The 13,848-nt window shown below is 67.0% G+C and carries 23 protein-coding genes and 1 pseudogene; all 24 read right to left on the bottom strand.

Translation table 11 applies throughout. The features are described 5' to 3' along the window. Positions 1-16 precede the first annotated feature (16 nt). The 24 genes and pseudogenes from secY to ELI80_RS00930 all read right to left on the bottom strand — a co-directional run bounded on the left by secY (position 17) and on the right by ELI80_RS00930 (position 13,734). Positions 17-1,387: a preprotein translocase subunit SecY gene (secY, locus tag ELI80_RS01045; RefSeq protein ID WP_136649086.1), complete on the bottom strand. Its 1,371-nt coding sequence runs from the start codon at positions 1,385-1,387 to the stop codon at positions 17-19. Positions 1,388-1,516: 129 nt separating this feature from the next. Beyond that, the gene (rplO, locus tag ELI80_RS01040; protein WP_136649085.1) at positions 1,517-2,020 is read right to left on the bottom strand and encodes a 50S ribosomal protein L15; all 504 of its coding nucleotides are present in this window, start codon (positions 2,018-2,020) and stop codon (positions 1,517-1,519) included. Positions 2,021-2,189: 169 nt separating this feature from the next. Then, on the bottom strand, positions 2,190-3,167 hold the full coding sequence (locus ELI80_RS01035) for a zinc-binding dehydrogenase (protein ID WP_136649084.1): 978 nt from the start codon (positions 3,165-3,167) through the stop codon (positions 2,190-2,192). 114 nt (positions 3,168-3,281) lie between these two features. Continuing rightward, entirely contained in the window at positions 3,282-3,467 is a 186-nt protein-coding gene (gene rpmD / locus ELI80_RS01030; protein WP_131673300.1) for a 50S ribosomal protein L30, read from the bottom strand. Positions 3,468-3,470: 3 nt separating this feature from the next. Further along, complete coding sequence (rpsE, locus tag ELI80_RS01025) at positions 3,471-4,085, bottom strand: 30S ribosomal protein S5 (protein ID WP_136649083.1); 615 nt, start codon at positions 4,083-4,085, stop codon at positions 3,471-3,473. Between the two features lie 119 nt (positions 4,086-4,204). Beyond that, positions 4,205-4,564, bottom strand: a complete 360-nt coding sequence (gene rplR, locus ELI80_RS01020; RefSeq protein WP_131673298.1) for a 50S ribosomal protein L18 — start codon at positions 4,562-4,564, stop codon at positions 4,205-4,207. Between the two features lie 11 nt (positions 4,565-4,575). After that, the gene (gene rplF, locus ELI80_RS01015) at positions 4,576-5,109 is read right to left on the bottom strand and encodes a 50S ribosomal protein L6 (RefSeq protein WP_136649082.1); all 534 of its coding nucleotides are present in this window, start codon (positions 5,107-5,109) and stop codon (positions 4,576-4,578) included. Between the two features lie 10 nt (positions 5,110-5,119). Continuing rightward, positions 5,120-5,518, bottom strand: coding sequence for a 30S ribosomal protein S8 (rpsH, locus tag ELI80_RS01010; RefSeq protein WP_136649081.1), 399 nt, complete (start codon positions 5,516-5,518; stop codon positions 5,120-5,122). A gap of 11 nt (positions 5,519-5,529) precedes the next feature. Continuing rightward, complete coding sequence (rpsN, locus tag ELI80_RS01005) at positions 5,530-5,835, bottom strand: 30S ribosomal protein S14 (RefSeq protein ID WP_136649080.1); 306 nt, start codon at positions 5,833-5,835, stop codon at positions 5,530-5,532. Between the two features lie 19 nt (positions 5,836-5,854). Continuing rightward, entirely contained in the window at positions 5,855-6,415 is a 561-nt protein-coding gene (rplE, locus tag ELI80_RS01000) for a 50S ribosomal protein L5 (protein ID WP_136649079.1), read from the bottom strand. Continuing rightward, complete coding sequence (rplX, locus tag ELI80_RS00995) at positions 6,415-6,720, bottom strand: 50S ribosomal protein L24 (RefSeq protein ID WP_136649078.1); 306 nt, start codon at positions 6,718-6,720, stop codon at positions 6,415-6,417. The genes rplE and rplX overlap by 1 nt, the downstream gene beginning before the upstream one ends. Continuing rightward, complete coding sequence (rplN, locus tag ELI80_RS00990; protein WP_131673292.1) at positions 6,720-7,088, bottom strand: 50S ribosomal protein L14; 369 nt, start codon at positions 7,086-7,088, stop codon at positions 6,720-6,722. Before rplN ends, rplX begins: the two co-directional genes overlap by 1 nt. A 70-nt stretch (positions 7,089-7,158) precedes the next feature. Beyond that, on the bottom strand, positions 7,159-7,410 hold the full coding sequence (gene rpsQ / locus ELI80_RS00985) for a 30S ribosomal protein S17 (RefSeq protein WP_136649077.1): 252 nt from the start codon (positions 7,408-7,410) through the stop codon (positions 7,159-7,161). A 12-nt stretch (positions 7,411-7,422) separates the two neighbouring features. Beyond that, the gene (gene rpmC, locus ELI80_RS00980) at positions 7,423-7,629 is read right to left on the bottom strand and encodes a 50S ribosomal protein L29 (RefSeq protein WP_136649076.1); all 207 of its coding nucleotides are present in this window, start codon (positions 7,627-7,629) and stop codon (positions 7,423-7,425) included. A 217-nt stretch (positions 7,630-7,846) separates the two neighbouring features. Beyond that, a complete protein-coding gene (gene rplP, locus ELI80_RS00975; protein WP_131673288.1) occupies positions 7,847-8,260 on the bottom strand; it encodes a 50S ribosomal protein L16 in 414 nt (137 codons plus the stop codon). Positions 8,261-8,272: 12 nt separating this feature from the next. Then, positions 8,273-8,989, bottom strand: a complete 717-nt coding sequence (gene rpsC, locus ELI80_RS00970) for a 30S ribosomal protein S3 (RefSeq protein ID WP_136649075.1) — start codon at positions 8,987-8,989, stop codon at positions 8,273-8,275. Between the two features lie 113 nt (positions 8,990-9,102). Further along, positions 9,103-9,471: pseudogene (gene rplV, locus ELI80_RS00965) on the bottom strand (50S ribosomal protein L22); the annotation flags it as partial. 6 nt (positions 9,472-9,477) lie between these two features. After that, positions 9,478-9,756, bottom strand: a complete 279-nt coding sequence (gene rpsS, locus ELI80_RS00960; RefSeq protein ID WP_136649073.1) for a 30S ribosomal protein S19 — start codon at positions 9,754-9,756, stop codon at positions 9,478-9,480. A 3-nt stretch (positions 9,757-9,759) separates the two neighbouring features. After that, complete coding sequence (rplB, locus tag ELI80_RS00955) at positions 9,760-10,596, bottom strand: 50S ribosomal protein L2 (RefSeq protein WP_136649072.1); 837 nt, start codon at positions 10,594-10,596, stop codon at positions 9,760-9,762. 114 nt (positions 10,597-10,710) lie between these two features. After that, entirely contained in the window at positions 10,711-11,022 is a 312-nt protein-coding gene (locus tag ELI80_RS00950; protein WP_136649071.1) for a 50S ribosomal protein L23, read from the bottom strand. After that, positions 11,019-11,639: a 50S ribosomal protein L4 gene (gene rplD / locus ELI80_RS00945; RefSeq protein WP_136649070.1), complete on the bottom strand. Its 621-nt coding sequence runs from the start codon at positions 11,637-11,639 to the stop codon at positions 11,019-11,021. Before rplD ends, ELI80_RS00950 begins: the two co-directional genes overlap by 4 nt. Continuing rightward, positions 11,636-12,487 carry a 50S ribosomal protein L3 gene (rplC, locus tag ELI80_RS00940; protein WP_136649069.1) on the bottom strand — a complete coding sequence of 284 codons (852 nt, stop codon included), beginning with the start codon at positions 12,485-12,487 and terminating at the stop codon, positions 11,636-11,638. The genes rplD and rplC overlap by 4 nt, the downstream gene beginning before the upstream one ends. 10 nt (positions 12,488-12,497) lie before the next feature. After that, positions 12,498-12,806 (bottom strand): 30S ribosomal protein S10, encoded by a 309-nt coding sequence (rpsJ, locus tag ELI80_RS00935; RefSeq protein WP_036704922.1) that lies wholly within the window; start codon positions 12,804-12,806, stop codon positions 12,498-12,500. Positions 12,807-13,020: 214 nt separating this feature from the next. After that, positions 13,021-13,734: a BPL-N domain-containing protein gene (locus ELI80_RS00930; RefSeq protein ID WP_161596405.1), complete on the bottom strand. Its 714-nt coding sequence runs from the start codon at positions 13,732-13,734 to the stop codon at positions 13,021-13,023. Between the last annotated feature and the right edge of the window lie 114 nt (positions 13,735-13,848).

The raw sequence follows: 13,848 nt of genomic DNA, 5'->3' as shown, positions 1-13,848 counted from the left end.
TATGCACGCGCGGCGGTCAGCGCCGCGCGGGTGCCTTGCGCGGCTTGGGCGCGCCGGGCTTGCGGCGGCCGCGAAGCTGCGACTTCTCGATCAGGCCCTCGTACTGGTGGGCCAGCAGGTGGCTCTGGATCTGGTTGATCGTGTCCATCGTGACCGACACGATGATGAGGACCGAGGTGCCGCCGAAGTAGAACGGGACCGAGAACTGGTTCCGGATCACCTCGGGCAGAAGGCACACCGCGGCCAGATACAGCGAGCCCAGCACCAGGACCCGGTTCACCACGTAGTCGAGGTATTCCTCGGTCCGCTTGCCGGGACGGATGCCCGGGATGAAGCCGCCCTGGTTCTTGAGATTGTCGGCGACGTCGTCGGACTTGAACGCCACGTTCTGGGTGTAGAAGTAGCTGAAGAACACGATCATCGCCGTGAAAAACAGCAGGTACAGCGGCTGCCCGGGTCCGAAATAGGCGAGGATCGTGGACATGACCGGGCCGGTCTGACCGCCCGAGAAGGTCGAGATCGTGGTCGGCAGCAGCAGCAGCGACGAGGCGAAGATCGCCGGGATCACGCCCGCCGGGTTGACCTTGATCGGCAGGTGCGAGGACTGCCCGTCATAGACCTTCATCCCGACCTGGCGCCGCGGATACTGGATGCGGATCTTGCGCAGCGCGCGTTCCATGAACACGACGAACGCCATGACCACCACGACCAGCGCGATGATCCCCAGCACCACCGGGGTCGAGATCGCGCCCGACCGCCCCTGCGCCAGAAACTGCGCGATGTGGGCCGGGATCTCGGCCAGGATGCCGACATAGATGATGAGGCTGATGCCGTTGCCGATCCCGCGCGCGGTGATCTGCTCGCCCACCCACATCAGGAACATGGTCCCGCCGACCAGCGTGATGACCACGCCCACGCGGAAGAACAGCCCCGGATCGTGGGCGAGGTTCCCCGCCTCCAAGCTGACGGCAAGGCCGTAGGCCTGGAAGAACGCCAGCGCCACGGTCGCGTAGCGGGTGTACTGGTTGATCTTCTTGCGGCCCTGCTCGCCTTCCTTCTTCAGCTGTTCCAGCGAAGGCACCATCGCCGCCAGAAGCTGGACGATGATCGAGGCCGAGATGTAGGGCATGATCCCCAGCGCGAAAACGCCCATCCGCCCCAGCGCGCCGCCGGTGAACATCGACAGGATCCCGCCGATACCCGACTGCGCCTGTTCCATGAAGTTGCGCAGCGCGCCGCCGTCGATGCCGGGGACCGGAATGTAGGTTCCCAGCCGGTAGATGATCAGCAGGCCGATCGTGAACCAGATGCGCTGGCGAAGTTCCGTGGCCTTGCCCAGCTGCCCCCAGCTGAGGTTCGCGGCCATCTGTTCTGCGGCTGACGCCATGCTGCCCTCGTGAATGCGGCCCGGCGCGCAGCGCCGGATGTCATGTCAGCGCCGCCGGCCCGGTTCCCGGTCGGCGGCGCTTGGAAACTCGACATCTATCTATTGGCGTGCACAGACGCCTTCAACAGCTTATTCGGCCGAGGCTTCGGCGCCGCTTTCCGCGCGCTCGCGCACCGGGCGCGTCAGGGTGATCCGGCCGCCCGCACGCTCCACCGCCTCGACGGCGGTCCTGGACGCGCCCGCGACGGTCAGGTTCAGCGCCGACGTCAGCTCGCCCTTGGCCAGCACGCGGATGCCGTCGAGCTTGCGCTTGGTGGCGCCCGCCGCGATCAGCGCGTCCTCGGTCAGGTCGGCGCCTGCGGCCAGCTTGCCCGCGTCGACCATGGCCTGCAGCTGGCCCAGGTTCACGACCGCGAACTTCAGCGCGTTCGGCTTGGTGAAGCCGCGCTTCGGCAGGCGGCGATACAGCGGCATCTGGCCGCCTTCATAGCCGTTCAGCGCGACGCCCGACCGCGAGGTCTGGCCCTTGATGCCGCGGCCGGCGGTCTTGCCCTTGCCCGAACCCGGGCCGCGCGCGACGCGCTTCTTCTTGCGGGTTGCGCCTTCGTTGTCGCGCAGTTCGTTCAGTTTCATGTCGCTTCTCCTTGGCCGGACACATCCCCCGAAGCGATGATGGGGCGGACACGGCATGTTGTTCATGAGTCGTGGCGCGAAGCCACCCGCGGTCGGTACAGAAGCGGCAGCATCGCGTCAAGAGTGCGTCAGGCGTGACAGCGGACGGGGCTCAGTGGCCGCTCTACGGTCAGGGCCGGAACATCACCTTGCCGACCTTCCCGGGCGTGAGCGACGCCCGCACGGCGTCCGCAGGCCGGTCCAGCCCGAAGATGCCGTCCACCGGCAGCGGCAAGTCGCCCGACATGACGCGGCCGATCACCTCGCCCATCAGCGCGGCCCGCCGTTCCTGCGGCAGCCGCGCCATGACGGACGAGCCCCAGAAGCCGCGCAGCGTCAGGTTGCGGAAGATGAACTCTCCGGGCGGGATCACCACCGGCTGCGCGGTCATCGAGCCGAACACCACCATCCGCCCGTTGTCGCCGATGAGCGCGGCAAGATCGCCGCTGGCCGTGCCGCCGACGGAATCGACCCCGACGCGGATCGCCGCCCCGGCCGTGATCTCGCGCACCCGGTCCTGCCAGCCGTTCTCGGCCGTGGAGACGGCGTTGGCGATGCCGCTGGCCTGCAGCTCGGCCACGCCGTCTGCCCGGCGAACGAGGCTCACGCAGTTGACCCCCCGCGCCGCGGCGAGGCGCGACAGCATCCGCCCGACCGCCCCGTTCGCGGCGTTCTGGATGATCCAGTCGCCGGATGACACGTCGAGATGATCGAGCAGCGTGATGGCGCTGAACGGCATGGCGACGAGTTGCGCGGCGCTTTCGTCGGGGATCGTGTCGGGGACCGGCACCAGCCCCGTGGCGGAGGCCAGCACGTATTCGGCCCAGGACCCGTGGATGCCGCCGACGGCAACGCGGCGCCCGGCCATGCCGGCGTCCAGCCCCTCGCCCACCGCGTCGATGATGCCCACCGCCTCGGTCCCGCCGATCGCCGGCAGTTCGGGCCGGTAGCCGTACTGGCCGCGCACGGTGGACAGGTCGTGGTTGTGGACGGGCGACAGGATGACCTTCAGTCGGACCTGCCGCGGCCCGGGCTGCGGGATGGGCCGGTCGGACTGGCGCAGGACCTCTGCGGGGTCGCCGAACGTGTCGTGGGTGACGGCGCGCATGGATCATCCTTTCGCAATGGGCTGCCGCATGGCAGGCGTTCAGAAAGCAGAACGCCCCGGCGAGCCGGGGCGTTCGATGTTCCCTTGCGGAACAGCCGCGTCAGGCGACGAAGATCAGTTCCGGACCTCGACGATCACCGCGAGGTGCGGGATCTTCGCGACCATGCCGCGGACGGCGGGCGTGTCTTCCAGCTCGCGCGTGCGGTTCATCTTGTTCAGGCCCAGGCCCGCGAGCGTGGCGCGCTGTTCCTTGGGGCGGCGGATCGGCGAGCCGATCTGCTTGACGACGATGGTACCCATGGATCAGGCCTCCTGCACTTCGGCCGATGTCACGGTCGCGTCGGTGCCAAGCTGGGCTTCCGGGGCGCGGTCGTGCGACGGCATGATGTCGGCGACCTTCTTGCCGCGACGCTGCGCGACCGAACGGGGCGAGGCTTCCGCCTTGAGGCCGTCGATGGTGGCGCGGATCATGTTGTAGGGGTTCTGCGACCCCATCGACTTGGCGACCACGTCCTGGACGCCCAGCATCTCGAACACGGCGCGCATCGGGCCGCCGGCGATGATGCCGGTCCCCGGGACCGCGGTCCGCATCACGACCTTGCCGGCGCCGTGGCGGCCCTCGATGTCGTGGTGCAGGGTGCGGCCGTCGCGCAGCGGCACGCGGATCAGGCCGCGCTTGGCCTGTTCGGTCGCCTTGCGGATCGCTTCCGGCACTTCCTTGGCCTTGCCCTTGCCGAAGCCCACGCGACCGCGCTGGTCGCCCACGACGACGAGCGCCGCAAAGCCGAAGCGCTTGCCGCCCTTCACCGTCTTGGACACGCGGTTGATCGCGACCAGGCGGTCGGCGAATTCCGGGGTTTCCTCACGCTCTTCGCGGCGGCCGTCGCGACGGTCCCGGCGTTGTTCACGTTCTGCCATGCGGCATTCCTTCTATCTGGCGCACGGGCGGCGCCGTTGGTGCCGATCCCGGTGGGCCGCCTTGCGGAAAGGCGATGCCCCCGGATCATCGGGGTGGCGACAGCCGCCACCCGCAATCATCAGAACTTCAGGCCACCTTCGCGCGCGGCGTCGGCCAGGGCCTTGATCTTGCCGTGGAACAGGAAGCCGCCGCGGTCGAACACGACCTCCTCGACACCCTTGGCACGCGCGCGCTCGGCCAGGGCCGAGCCGATCTTCGCCGCCGCGTCGACATTGTTCTTGCCGACGAAGCCCAAGTCCTTTTCCAGCGTGCTGGCCGAGGCCAGCGTGATCCCGTTCGCGTCGTCGATCAGCTGCGCGCTGATGTTCTTGGACGAACGGTGGACGGACAGGCGGGGACGGCCGTTGGACATCGCCCGCAGTTTGTTCCGAACGCGCAGACGGCGCTTCTGGAACAGCTCTCGTTTGTTCAGTGCCATTTGCGTGATCCTTACTTCTTCTTGCCTTCCTTGCGGAAGACCTGCTCGCCCTTGTAGCGGATGCCCTTGCCCTTGTAGGGCTCGGGCTTGCGCCACTCGCGGATGTTCGCGGCGACCTGGCCGACCAGCTGCTGGTCGATCCCTTCCACCACGATCTCCGTCTGCTTGGGGGCGGTGATCGTCACGCCGTCCGGCACCTCGAAGTTGACGTCGTGGCTGTAGCCAAGCGCCAGCTTCAGGGTCTTGCCCTGCATGTTCGCCCGGTAGCCGACGCCCTGGATCTCCAGCTCCTTGCGGAAGCCGGTGCTCACGCCGGTCGCCAGGTTCTCCACCATCGAGCGGGTCATGCCCCACTGCTGGCGCGCGCGCTTGGACGAGCCGCGCGGGGTGACGGTGATCCGGCCTTCGTCCAGCGCGACGGTCACGTCGTCCGTCGCGGTGAACGAACGGGTGCCCTTCGGCCCCTTCACCTCGACGGTCTGACCCTTCACTTCGGCCGTGACGCCCTTGGGCAGTTCGACCGGCTTCTTACCAATCCGAGACATCCTGCCCTCCTTAGAACACGGTGCAGAGGACTTCGCCGCCAACGTTGGCGTTGCGAGCCGCTGCGTCCGACATCACGCCCTTGGGCGTGGAGACGATGGAAACGCCGAGGCCGTTGCGGACCGACGGGATTTCCCTGGCGCCTGCATAGACCCGACGGCCCGGCTTGGACACGCGGGCGAGCTCGCGGATCACGGGGGTGCCGTCGAAGTACTTCAGGCTGATTTCAAGCTCGGTGTGACCGGCGTCGGTCGTCACCTGTTCATAGCCGCGGATGTAACCCTCGGCCTTCAGCACGTCCAGGACCCAGCCGCGAAGCTTGGAGGCGGGCGTGCGGACCGTGGACTTGCCGCGCATCTGCGCGTTGCGGATGCGGGTCAGCATATCGCCGAGCGGATCGTTCATCGACATCTGTTACCCCCTTACCAGCTCGACTTGACCATGCCGGGGATCTGGCCCTGCGAGCCGAGCTCGCGCAGCATGATCCGCGACAGGCGCAGCTTGCGGTAATACGCGCGCGGACGGCCGGTCAGCTCGCAGCGATTGTTCAGGCGCGTCGCCGACGAATTGCGCGGCAGTTCGGCAAGCGACAGCGTCGCCTTGAACCGCTCTTCCATCGGCCGGTCCTGGTCGTTGATGATTTCGTTCAGGGCAGCGCGCTTGGAGGCGAACTTCGCCACCATCCGCTCGCGCTTCTTCTGACGCTCGATCATGGATTTCTTAGCCATTATCAGATTCCTCGCGCGATCAGCTGTTGAAGGGCATGTTGAAGTGCTTCAACAGCGCCTTCGCCTCGGCATCGGTCTTGGCCGTGGTCGCGATGATGATGTCCATCCCCAGAACCTCGTCGACCTTGTCGAAGTTGATCTCCGGGAAAACGATCTGCTCCTTGAGGCCCATGGCATAGTTGCCGCGGCCGTCGAACGACGTGCCCTTGACGCCGCGGAAGTCGCGGACGCGGGGCAGCGCGATGTTGATCAGGCGGTCCAGGAATTCGTACATCCGGTCGCCGCGCAGGGTCACCTTGGTGCCCAGCGGCATCTCCTCGCGCACGCGGAAGCCGGCGATCGACTTCTTGGCGTGGGTGATGACGGCTTTCTGGCCGGCGATCAGGGACAGTTCCTCGGCGGCCTGCTTGACCTTCTTGGTGTCCTTGACCGCTTCGCCGACGCCCATGTTCAGGACGATCTTGTCCAGGCGCGGGATCTGCATGTCGTTCCTGTAGCCGAACTCCTCCTTCATCGCCGCACGGATGCGGTCGCGGAACTCGGCCTTCAGGCGCGGGGTGTAGCTTGCTTGGTCGAGCATCAGATCACGTCTCCCGTGGTCTTGGCGAAGCGCACCTTCCGGTCGCCTTCCATGCGGAAGCCGACGCGGGTCGCCTTGCCGTTCTTGTCCAGCAGCGCGAGGTTCGACAGGTCGATCGGCATGTTCTTGGGAACGCGGCCGCCCTGGCTCGTCTGCGACTGGCGGGTGTGACGCAGCGCGATGTTCACGCCATCGACGACGGCCTTGTTGTCCTTGGGCATGACCTGCGTGATCTCGCCGGTCTTTCCCTTGTCCTTGCCCGTCAGGACGACGACGGTGTCACCCTTCTTCAGCTTGGCGGCCATCACAGCACCTCCGGCGCAAGCGAGATGATCTTCATGAAGTTCTTCGCGCGCAGTTCGCGGACGACCGGCCCGAAGATACGGGTCCCGACCGGCTCGCCCTGGTTGTTCAGGATGACGGCGGCGTTGCGGTCGAAGCGGATGGACGTGCCATCTTCGCGCGACACTTCCTTGGCGGTGCGCACGACGACGGCCTTGCGGACGTCGCCCTTCTTCACGCGGCCGCGCGGGATGGCTTCCTTGACGGACACGACGATGATGTCGCCGACCGACGCATAGCGACGGTGCGAGCCACCCAGAACCTTGATGCACTGCACCCGGCGAGCGCCGGAGTTGTCAGCAACATCCAGATTGGTCTGCATCTGGATCATTCGGTTTCTCCCGACCTTTGGGGACCGGATGCAGGTCCGGCCCCAGGGTTTCGATCAGTCTTGGTGCGGCTCAGGCCTGGACGGCCTGCGCCTCGTCGGACAGGACGGTCCAGCGCTTGGTCTTGGAAATCGGCGCGCATTCGACGATGCGGACGGTGTCCCCGACCTTGAACTGGTTGTTCGCGTCGTGCGCCCGGTACTTCTTGGACGAACGGACGGTCTTGTGCAGCAGCGGATGCTTGAAGCGGCGTTCGACGAGGACCGTGATGGTCTGCTCGTTCTTGTCGCTGGTCACCTTGCCTTGCAGGATGCGTCTCGGCATGGGTCAAGCTCCTCAGTTCGTCGCGGCCGCGGCGGCGGCCTTCTGGTTCATGACGGTCTTGACGCGGGCCACGTCGCGGCGCACGGCGCGCATGCGGGCGGTCGACTCAAGCTGGCCGGTCGCCTGCTGGAAGCGCAGGTTGAACGCTTCCTTCTTCAGCGCCACCAGCTGCTCGCGCAGCTGTTCCGGCGTCTGGTTCATCAGTTCCTGCGCTTTCATGCGCCATTTCCTTTCAACATCACCGGAGAGCCCCAGTCGCCTGGGCCACCCTGATTCCCGGTGGAGTTAGAGATGAAGGCCTGCGCATACATGCTGCGCCGGCCGATGGCAAGCGGAAGCTGGCGGCTTTCGCCCGTAGCCGCACCTTCCGACGGAAAGGCCCCGCCGTCACCGGCGGGGCCCAGAACCTCGACCAGGCCTCAGGAGCCCGCCGGGATCACCAGTCTTCGCGGTGAACGATCCGGGTGAGGACCGGCAGCTTCATCGCGCCGAGGCGCAGCGCCTCGCGGGCGATGTCGTCGCTGACGCCGTCGATCTCGAACATGATCCGGCCGGGGTGGACGCGGGCCGCCCAGAAGTCGATCGAGCCCTTGCCCTTGCCCATCCGCACCTCGGTCGGCTTGGACGAGACCGGGACGTCCGGGAAGATCCGGATCCAGACGCGGCCCTGGCGCTTCATGTGCCGGGTGATCGCGCGGCGCGCCGCCTCGATCTGGCGGGCGGTGACCCGCTCCGGCTCGGTTGCCTTCAGGGCGAACGAGCCGAAGTTCAGGTTGAACCCGCCCTTCGCCTCGCCGTGGATGCGGCCCTTGTGCTGTTTGCGGAACTTGGTCCGTTTCGGTTGCAGCATTTCCCTGTCTCCTTAGCGCGCGTCGCGGTCGCGGCGCGGACCACGCGAGGCCGGGCCTTCCTGCGCCGAGGCGGCGCGGCGCTCGTGGGCCTGCGGGTCGTGTTCCATGATCTCGCCCTTGAAGATCCAGACCTTCACGCCGATGATCCCGTAGGGGGTCGAGGCTTCCGACAGCGCGTAGTCGATGTCGGCCCGCAGCGTGTGCAGCGGCACCCGACCCTCGCGGTACCATTCGGTCCGCGCGATCTCGGCGCCGCCCAGACGGCCGGCGACGTTCACGCGGATCCCCAGCGCACCCATCCGCATCGCGTTCTGGACCGAGCGCTTCATCGCGCGGCGGAACGAGACCCGGCGTTCCAGCTGCTGGGCGATCGATTCCGCCACCAGCTGGGCGTCGAGTTCCGGCTTGCGGACCTCGACGATGTTCAGGTGCAGCTCGCTGTCGGTGAACCTGGCGAGCTTGCCGCGCAGGGTCTCGATATCGGCGCCCTTCTTGCCGATGATCACGCCCGGACGCGCGGCGTGGATCGTGACGCGCGCCTTCTTGTGCGGGCGTTCGATGATCACGCGGCTGACGCCGGCCTGCTTGGCTTCATCGTGGATGAAGTCGCGGATCTTGAGATCCTCGAGCAGCAGCTTGCCGTAGTCCTTGTCGTCTGCATACCACCGGCTGTCCCAGGTGCGGTTGACCTGGAGGCGCATCCCGATGGGGTTGACCTTCTGTCCCATTACGCGTGCTCCTCGACGGCGGCTTCAGGGGTTGCGGTGGCCTCGGCCTGCCGGTTCGACGCGGTCCGCTTCTGCAGCTTCGCGGCCTTCTTGGCGGCCTCGGCGGCGGCCAGATCGACCTCCCGCACCTTGATGGTGATTTCCGAGAACGGCTTCATGATCTTGCCGAACCGGCCGCGCGCACGCGGACGGCCGCGCTTGAGGACCAGGTTCTTGCCGACCCACGCCTCGGCGACGACCAGGTTGTCGACGTCCAGGTTGTGGTTGTTCTCGGCGTTGGCGATGGCCGACTGCAGGCACTTCTTCACGTCGCCCGCAATCCGGCGCTTCGAGAAGGTGAGGTCGGCCAGCGCCTTGTCCACCTTCTTGCCGCGGATCATGGCGGCGACGAGATTGAGCTTCTGCGGCGAGGTGCGCAGCATCTTGGTCTTGGCGAACGCCTCGTTCTCCGCCACGCGGCGCGGATTGTTTTCCTTACCCATGGGGGATTACTTCCTCTTCGCTTTCTTGTCGGCCGCGTGACCGTAGTAGGTCCGGGTCGGCGAGTACTCACCGAACTTCTGGCCGATCATCTCTTCGGTGACGGCAACGGGAATGTGCTTGTGCCCGTTGTAGACGGCGAAGGTCAGGCCGACGAACTGCGGCAGGATGGTCGAACGGCGCGACCAGATCTTGATGACGTCCGACTTGCCGGATTCGCGGGCCTTCTCGGCCTTGCGAAGGACATAGGCGTCGACGAACGGGCCCTTCCAGATAGAACGTGCCATGGATCAGCGCCCCTTCTTCGCGTGACGCGACCGCAGGATGTACTTGTCGGTCGACTTGTTGCTGCGGGTCTTCTTGCCCTTGGTGGGCTTGCCCCACGGGGTCACCGGGTGGCGCCCGCCCGAGGTGCGGCCTTCGCCACCGCCGTGCGGGTGGTCGATCGGGTTCATCGCGACGCCGCGGACGGTCGGGCGGACGCCCATGTGCCGCTTGCGCCCGGCCTTGCCGAGGTTCTGGTTCGAGTGGTCGGCGTTCGACACCGCGCCGATCGTCGCCATGCATTCCTGGCGCACCATCCGCAGCTCGCCCGAGGACAGGCGGATCTGCGCGTAGCCGCCGTCACGGCCCACGAATTGCGCGTAGGTGCCGGCCGAACGTGCGATCTGGCCGCCCTTGCCGGGCTTCAGCTCGACGTTGTGGACGATCGTGCCGATCGGCATGCCCGAGAACGGCATCGCGTTGCCCGGCTTGATGTCGGCGCGGGCCGCGGCCACGACCTTGTCGCCGATGGCGAGGCGCTGCGGCGCGATGATGTACGCCTGCTCGCCGTCGTCATAGCGGATCAGCGCGATGAACGCGGTGCGGTTCGGGTCGTATTCGATCCGTTCCACGGTCGCGGACACGTCGAACTTGCGACGCTTGAAGTCGACGACGCGGTAGAGCCGTTTCGCCCCGCCGCCCTTGTGCCACATCGTGACGCGTCCGGTGTTGTTCCGGCCGCCCGTCTTGGTCAGACCCTCGGTCAGGGTCTTCACGGGGCGGCCTTTCCAAAGCTCCGAACGGTCGATCAGAACCAGCCCACGCTGGCCAGGCGTCGTCGGTTTGTACGACTTGAGTGCCATGCTTTCTGTCTTCCGTTGCCTTGGACCTGAGGTCCGTTTCAGTCGCGGACCGGAAGGTCCGTTTCAGTCATGCGCCGCGCGGCCCCGGCTTGCCCGAGGCCGCGCGATCGGTCTTCAGAGACCGGTGTTCACGTCGATCGTGTTGCCGGCTTCCAGCGAGACGTAGGCCTTCTTCACGTCGCTGCGGACGCCGGGGCGGCCGCGGAAACGCTTGGTCTTGCCCTTGGTGATGGTCGTGTTGACCGCCTTCACCTTGACGCCGAACAGCGCCTCGACCGCGTTCCTGATCATCGGCTTGGTGGCCGATTTCGCGACCTGGAACACCACCGCGTTCGAGGTCTCGCCGGTCAGCGTCGCCTTTTCGGTGATGATCGGCTTCACGATCACGTCGTAGTGCTCGGGCTTGTTGCGATCCGTCGCGCTCATTTCAGTCGGGCCTCCAGGGCTTCGACACCCGCGCGCGTGATCACCAGCGTGTCGCGCTTGAGGATGTCATAGACGTTGGCGCCCATCGAGGGCAGCACATCCACGCCTTCCAGGTTGCGGGCGGCGCGCGCGAAGTTCTCGTTCACGTCGGCGCCGTCGATGACCAGGACGCGCTTCCAGCCCTGCTCCTTGACCGCCTTCGCGACGGCCGAGGTCTTGGCTGCGCCGAGGTCCAGGTTATCCAGGATCACCAGCTCGCCGCTCGCGGCCTTGGCCGACAGGGCGTGCTTCAGGCCGAGCGCGCGCACCTTCTTGGGCAGGTCGAACGCGTGCGAACGCGGGACCGGGCCCTTGTAGACGCCACCCTTCCGGAAGATCGGCGCCTTGCGGGACCCGTGGCGTGCGCCGCCGGTGCCCTTCTGGCGGTAGATCTTCTTGGTCGAGTACGACACGTCGGACTTGCCGAGCGTCGCGTGCGTGCCCTGCTGCGCCTTGGCGCGCTGCCAGCGGACGACACGGTGCAGAAGGTCCGCGCGCGGCTCCAGCCCGAAGATCTCGTCCGACAGATCGATGTCCCCGGCGGTGCCCGCGGACAGAGAAATCACGTTGAGTTTCATTCCTTGTCTCCTTCGGGCGCGGCGTCGCCTTCGGCCGGTGCGGCGGCGGCGTCTGCCTCGGCAGCGGCGATCGCGGCGGCTTCGGCTTCGGCGGCGGCCTGACGCGCGGCTTCTTCTTCAGCGGCGGCGGCTGCGGCGGCCTCCTCGGCCAGGCGGCGGGCTTCCTCGGCCATCGAGCGCAGGCCGGCGGGGTAGATCACGTTCTCGGGGACCGCCTTCTTGACGGCGTCCTTGATCGTGACCCAGCCGCCCTTGGAGCCGGGGACCGAGCCCTTGACCATGATCAGGCCGCGGTCGGCGTCGGTGCGGACGACCTGCAGGTTCTGGGTCGTGACGCGCACCGCACCCAGGTGACCGGCCATCTTCTTGCCCTTGAACACCTTGCCCGGATCCTGGCACTGCCCGGTCGAGCCGTGCGAGCGGTGGCTGATCGACACGCCGTGCGAGGCGCGCAGGCCGCCGAAGTTGTGCCGCTTCATGGCACCGGCGAAGCCCTTGCCGATCGAGGTGCCGGCGACGTCGACGTACTGCCCGGCAAAGTAGTGGTCGGCGGTGATTTCCTCACCGACGTTGATCATGTTCTCCGCGGCGACGCGGAATTCCGCGATCTTGCGCTTGGGCGCGACGTTCGCCTTGGCGAAGTGGCCGCGCATCGGCGCCGACACGCGCTTGGCCTTCGCCTCGCCCGCGCCCAGCTGGACGGCGACGTAGCCATCCCGCTCGGCGGTGCGTTGGGCGACGACCTGCAGGTTGTCAATGTGGAGAACGGTGACGGGCACCTGGCGCCCGTCCTCGAGGAACAGCCGGGTCATGCCCAGCTTCTTGGCGATGAGACCAGTCCGCAGCATGATGACCCCCTCAGACCTTGATCTCGACGTCCACGCCGGCGGCGAGGTCGAGCTTCATGAGGGCGTCCACGGTCTGCGGCGTGGGATCGACGATGTCCAGCAGGCGCTTGTGCGTGCGGATCTCCCACTGGTCGCGGGATTTCTTGTCGATGTGCGGGCCGCGCAGGACGGTGAATTTCTCGATCTTGTTCGGCAGCGGGATCGGGCCGCGCACCTGCGCGCCGGTCCGCTTGGCGGTGTTGACGATCTCCAGCGTGCTGGCGTCGAGCACGCGGTAGTCGAACGCCTTGAGCCGGATACGAATGGTCTGGCTTTGCATCAAAGCATCCCTCTATCGGGGATTTCAGTCGAGAGGCTGACGACACACCACGCGGCGCCAGCATCGGACCATGGTAAAAACTGCAAGGCCGCCCCTTGGCGGGCGGCCTGCGCAGGTGCAGCCGATTCGTGATCTGTCGAGCGAAGCGGCGACAACGAGGGCTTTTGAGGGATGCCGCCCCCCGTGTCAAGTCGGGAGAGCGCGCGCAGACGTCCTAGCGCCGGGATATCACCAGGCGCAGGAAGTCGGCGGCAAGGTCGGGTCCCGGCAACGGCTCTGGCGGAAGGCTGTCGGCCGCAAGCCAGTCGGCCGTCGCTTCAGGATGCGGACCGGAAAGGGCGACATGGCCTTTCCCATGGCGCACGAGCAGGGCCGCCGGAGTGCCGTCAGCATAATGCGCCACGATCTTGCCCGCGAAGTCGTCGTCAAGCTCGAAGCCGGGGGCCTCCTGCGTGTACATCCTCAGCGGTTGTCCCTGCCATGTCACCGTCTCGACCCGCGCGGCAAACGGGCTGTAGGCGAAGGCATCGCCCTGGAACAGGTCCAGTCCCGGCACGTCGCCCGGGTCGTCCACCGTCCTGCCGGCAAGATAGGCGCCGGCGCAAAGGCCCATGTAGTGTCCGCCCTCCGCCACCCAGTCCGCGATCATCTCGAGGCGGCGGCGTCCGATGCCCTCGTGCAGGGCGGTCAGGTCGTCGCCTCCGCCGACGATGATCACCTCGGCCGCGGCAAGCGCGCGTGTCTCCAGTCCCGCCGGGCCGACAAGACGAGGGGTGAGCCCGGCGCGCCGCGCGACCTCGGCCGCCGCTTCGGCGCATCCGTCGCAAATGCCGAGACCATCATACACCAGTGCCGTGCCGGCCGCGGCGGGAGCGGCCGACAGCAGGCCTGCAAGAAGGGCCATGCACGGCATGGTCGCGAACCTCATGTGGACTCCCTTCATCGGCGCTCGGTGATTGTAGCTGAGGCCTGTGCACGCTCCGGTGCAATGACAAGGCCCGCCCCTTCCGGGACGGGCCTTTCACCTCGATATCCGTTGCCG

The sequence above is a fragment of the Paracoccus aeridis genome (assembly GCF_004923205.2).
Classification (GTDB): domain Bacteria; phylum Pseudomonadota; class Alphaproteobacteria; order Rhodobacterales; family Rhodobacteraceae; genus Paracoccus; species Paracoccus aeridis.
The sequence above is the reverse complement of the archived record's forward strand: the minus strand, read 5'-3'. Positions and strand labels throughout refer to the sequence as shown.